Source organism: Streptomyces sp. NPDC091289 (assembly GCF_044757365.1).
Lineage (GTDB): Bacteria > Actinomycetota > Actinomycetes > Streptomycetales > Streptomycetaceae > Streptomyces.
On sequence record NZ_JBIVUT010000053.1, the window covers coordinates 1 to 4121 of the forward strand.

The 4121-nt window shown below is 72.0% G+C and carries 3 protein-coding genes; all 3 read left to right on the forward strand.

Going from position 1 to position 4121, the window contains the following annotated elements; all coding sequences use genetic code 11:
• The first annotated feature begins 176 nt into the window (after positions 1-176).
• The 3 genes from aceB (at position 177) to ACIQPT_RS37340 (ending at position 3970) form a co-directional block, all read left to right on the forward strand.
• On the forward strand, positions 177-1769 hold the full coding sequence (aceB, locus tag ACIQPT_RS37330; RefSeq protein WP_401162794.1) for a malate synthase A: 1593 nt from the start codon (positions 177-179) through the stop codon (positions 1767-1769).
• A complete protein-coding gene (locus ACIQPT_RS37335) occupies positions 1766-2635 on the forward strand; it encodes a 3-hydroxybutyryl-CoA dehydrogenase (RefSeq protein WP_401162796.1) in 870 nt (289 codons plus the stop codon). The genes aceB and ACIQPT_RS37335 overlap by 4 nt, the downstream gene beginning before the upstream one ends.
• A gap of 261 nt (positions 2636-2896) precedes the next feature.
• A complete protein-coding gene (locus ACIQPT_RS37340; RefSeq protein WP_401162798.1) occupies positions 2897-3970 on the forward strand; it encodes a chitinase in 1074 nt (357 codons plus the stop codon).
• Positions 3971-4121: the final 151 nt, after the last annotated feature.

The following is a 4121-nucleotide window of genomic DNA, read 5'->3' on the forward strand; positions in this document are numbered from 1 at the left end:
GTCCGCCCGCGCACGGCGGATGGACCGGCCCCCCCCCCCCGACCCGGCCCCCCCCCCCGGGGGGGGGCCCCCCCCCCCCCCCCCCCCCCCCCCCCCCCGCCCCCCCCCCCCCCCCCCCCCCCCCCCCCGGGGCCGCATTCCCGGATTCCGCCACCGCCCCCGCTGAGGAGACCCGCATGACCACCCTTGCCACGACCGGCCGCGTCCAGGTCCTCGGCGTACCGGGGGACCGGCACGAGGAGGTCCTCACCCCCGAGGCCCTCGACTTCATCGGCCGCCTCGACGCGGCCTTCGCCGCCCGCCGCTTCGACCTGCTGACCGAACGCCGCCGCCGCTCCGCGCTGCTGCGCGGCGGCACCCCGCTCGACTTCTCCCGCGCCACCTCCGCCATCCGTAACGACCCCGACTGGCGCGTCGCCCGGCCCGCACCCGGTCTGACCGACCGGCGGGTGGAGATCACCGGCCCGCCCGAGCGCTCGATGGCGGTGAACGCGCTCAACTCCGGGGCCCAGGTGTGGATGGCCGACTTCGAGGACGCCACCTCGCCCACCTGGGAGAACATCGTCCAGGGTCAGCTGAACCTGATCGACGCCATCGACCGCCGCATCGACTTCACCACCACGAGCGGCAAGGAGTACCGGCTCACCGACCGGCCCGCCACCATCATGGTCAGGCCGCGCGGCTGGCACCTCACCGAGAAGCACCTCGTCATCGACGAACGGCCCGTCCCCGCCGCGCTCGTCGACTTCGGCCTCTACTTCTTCCACTGCGCCCGGCGGCAGATCGACGCGGGCAGCGGGCCCTACTTCTACCTCCCCAAGCTGGAGAACCGGTACGAGGCCCGCCTCTGGAACGATGTGTTCCTCCTCGCCCAGGACCTGCTGGACATCCCGCGCGGCACGATCCGCGCCACCGTCCTCATCGAGACGATCACCGCCGCGTTCGAGATGGAGGAGATCCTCTACGAGCTGCGCGAACACAGCGCCGGCCTCAACGCGGGCCGCTGGGACTACCTCTTCAGCCTGATCAAGAACTTCGCCCACCGCCCCGACTTCGTCCTCCCCGACCGGGCCAAGGTCACCATGACCGCCCCCTTCCTGCGCGCCTACACCGAACTCCTGGTCCGCACCTGCCACCGGCGCGGCGCACACGCCATCGGCGGGATGGCCGCGCAGATCCCCGGCGGCGAGCCGGCCGCCCGGGAAGCGGCGCTGGCGAAGGTGCGGCTCGACAAGGAGCGCGAGGCGGAGGACGGCTTCGACGGTTCCTGGGTGGCCCACCCCGGCCTCGTCCCGGTCTGCCGGACCGTCTTCGACGAGGTGCTCGGCGACCGTCCGCACCAGCTGGAACGCACCCGCGACGACGTCCACGTCACCGCCGAGGACCTCGTGGCCGTCCGGCGCACCGCCGGACGCCCGACCCCGGAGGGCGTGCGCGACAACATCACCGTCGCCCTGCGCTACTACGACGCCTGGCTGCGCGGACAAGGGGCCGTCGCGCTGAACGGGCTCATGGAGGACGCGGCGACCGCCGAGATCGCCCGGGTCCAGATCTGGCAGTGGCTCAAGCACAGGGCGGTCGACCGCGCGACGGTGCTGGAGCTCCTCGACGAGGAACTGGCCGCGCTCGGAGCCACGTACCCCTGGGCCCAGCTCGACCAGGTCCGCGATCTGTTCGAACGCACCGCGCTCGGCAAGGAGCTGCCCGCCTTCTTCACCACCGAGGCGTACGCCCGCCACCTCGTCGGCCGTCCGGCGGTGCGGGCATGAGCGCCGCCATCGCCCGGGTCGGTGTCGTCGGAGGCGGCCAGATGGGGGCCGGGATCGCCGAGGTCTGCGCCCGCGCCGGACTGCACACCATCGTCTGCGAGGCGGACGCCACCGCCGCCGACCGGGCCCGAGAGCGGGTCGCGATCTCTCTGGAACGGGCCGTCCAGCGCGGCAAGCTCGACCGCCTCACCGCCGAGGACGCCCTCGGCAGGCTGCTCTTCACCGGCAGCCTCGACGCCCTGGCCGACCGGCAGCTCGTCATCGAGGCCGTCGTCGAGAACGCCGCCGCCAAGACGGAGATCTTCACCGCCCTCGACAAGATCGTCGAGGACCCCGAAGCGATCCTGGCGACCAACACCTCCGCCATCCCCGTCATGCGGCTCGGCATGGCCACCCACCGCGCCGACCGCGTCCTCGGCCTGCACTTCTTCAACCCCGTGCCGGTCCTCCCGCTCGTGGAGGTGGTGACCTCCCTGCACACCGCCCCCGCGACCGTCGCGGCGGCCGAGGAGTTCGTGACCTCGGTCCTCGGCAAGACGGTGGTCCGCTCGCAGGACCGGGCCGGGTTCGTCGTCAACGCGCTCCTGATCCCGTATCTGCTCTCCGCGATCCGGATGGCCGAGTCGGGCTTCGCCACCGCCGCCGACGTGGACGCCGGGATGGAGCTGGGCTGCGCCCACCCGATGGGACCGCTGAAGCTCGCCGACCTGATCGGCCTCGACACGGTGGCCTCCATCGCCGCATCGCTGTACGACGAGTTCAAGGAACCGCTGTACGCCCCGCCGCCGCTGCTCCTGCGGATGGTGGAGGCCGGGCTGCTCGGCCGGAAGACCGGCCGCGGGTTCCACACGTACGACCGGGGCTGAGGGGCCCGGGTTCCTGGCGCGGCTGAGGGGCCGCGACCGGTACCGGACGGGGTGGGAAGCGGTTGACTGTGCCGCTGCCCACCCCGCCGCGGTGATTCCGGGGGCCGTTTCCGGCACCGCTCCTGACGAACCGTCTGGTCCAGACCTCTTGACCGAAGGTCTGGACCATTCTACGGTTTGGCAGGGTCACGACATGGGGCGGGGCGGGGCGAACCTTTCGCACCGTCGGCGGCGGACCCGGGCTGGAAGGACGTACGGATCATGGGTCGTACCTCACGACTGCTGGGCCTCGGCCTGGCGGCGGCGCTCGTCGTACCGATGCTGGTCGGGGCCGCACCACCGAAGGCAGCGGGGGCGGGCAGCGCTGCCGCCGCCGACGAGACCTGCGCGGTCAAGTCGAAGCCCACGGGCAAGGTGCTCCAGGGGTACTGGGAGAACTGGGACGGGGCGGCCAACGGCGTGCACCCGCCGCTCGGCTGGATCCCGATCACCGACTCCCGTATCACCGAGCACGGCTACAACGTCATCAACGCCGCGTTCCCCGTCATCCGCTCCGACGGCACCGTCCTCTGGGAGGACGGCATGGACAGCACCGTCAAGGTCGCCACTCCCGCCGAGATGTGTCAGGCCAAGGCCTCCGGCCTCACCACCCTCATGTCGATCGGCGGAGCCACGGCCGGGATCGATCTCAACTCCAGCGCGGTGGCCGACCGGTTCGTCGAGACGATCGTCCCGATCCTGAAGAAGTACAACTTCGACGGCATCGACATCGACATCGAGACCGGCCTCACCGGCTCCGGGAACATCAACGAACTGTCACCGTCGCAGGCCAACCTCATCCGCATCATCGACGGCGTCCTCGCCGCGATGCCGTCGAACTTCGGTCTCACCATGGCCCCCGAGACGGCGTACGTCACCGGCGGCAGCGTCGTCTACGGTTCGATCTGGGGCTCGTACCTGCCCATCATCAAGAAGTACGCCGACAACGGCCGGCTGTGGTGGCTGAACATGCAGTACTACAACGGCAGCATGTACGGCTGCTCCGGCGACTCCTACTCCGCCGGCACCGTCGCGGGCTTCACCGCCCAGACCGACTGCCTGAACGACGGGCTCGTCATCCAGGGCACCACCATCAAGGTGCCCTACGACAAGCAGGTCCCCGGTCTCCCCGCCCAGGTCGGAGCGGGCGGCGGACACATGGACACCGGACTCGTCGCGCAGGCCTGGAACCACTACAACGGTTCCCTCAAGGGGCTGATGACCTGGTCCCTGAACTGGGACGGCTCCAAGGGCTGGACCTTCGGCGACAACGTGAAGTCCCTCCAGGGCCGTTGAGCCCCCGCTCGTACGGTCGCCGCGGCCCCCCGCCCCCCCCGCCCCGGGGGGGGGGGCCCCCCCCGCCCCGGGGGGCCCCCCGCCCCCCCGCCCCCCGCCCCCCCCCGCGCGGCCCCGGGATCCTAAAACGGGGCCGCCCCGGGGGTTACCC

Bases quoted from the DNA above. Each gene is read 5' to 3' on its own strand.
- aceB (WP_401162794.1), top strand. From the start codon at position 177: ATGACCACCCTTGCCACGACCGGCCGCGTCCAGGTCCTCGGCGTACCG.
- ACIQPT_RS37335 (WP_401162796.1), top strand. From the start codon at position 1,766: ATGAGCGCCGCCATCGCCCGGGTCGGTGTCGTCGGAGGCGGCCAGATG.
- ACIQPT_RS37340 (WP_401162798.1), top strand. From the start codon at position 2,897: ATGGGTCGTACCTCACGACTGCTGGGCCTCGGCCTGGCGGCGGCGCTC.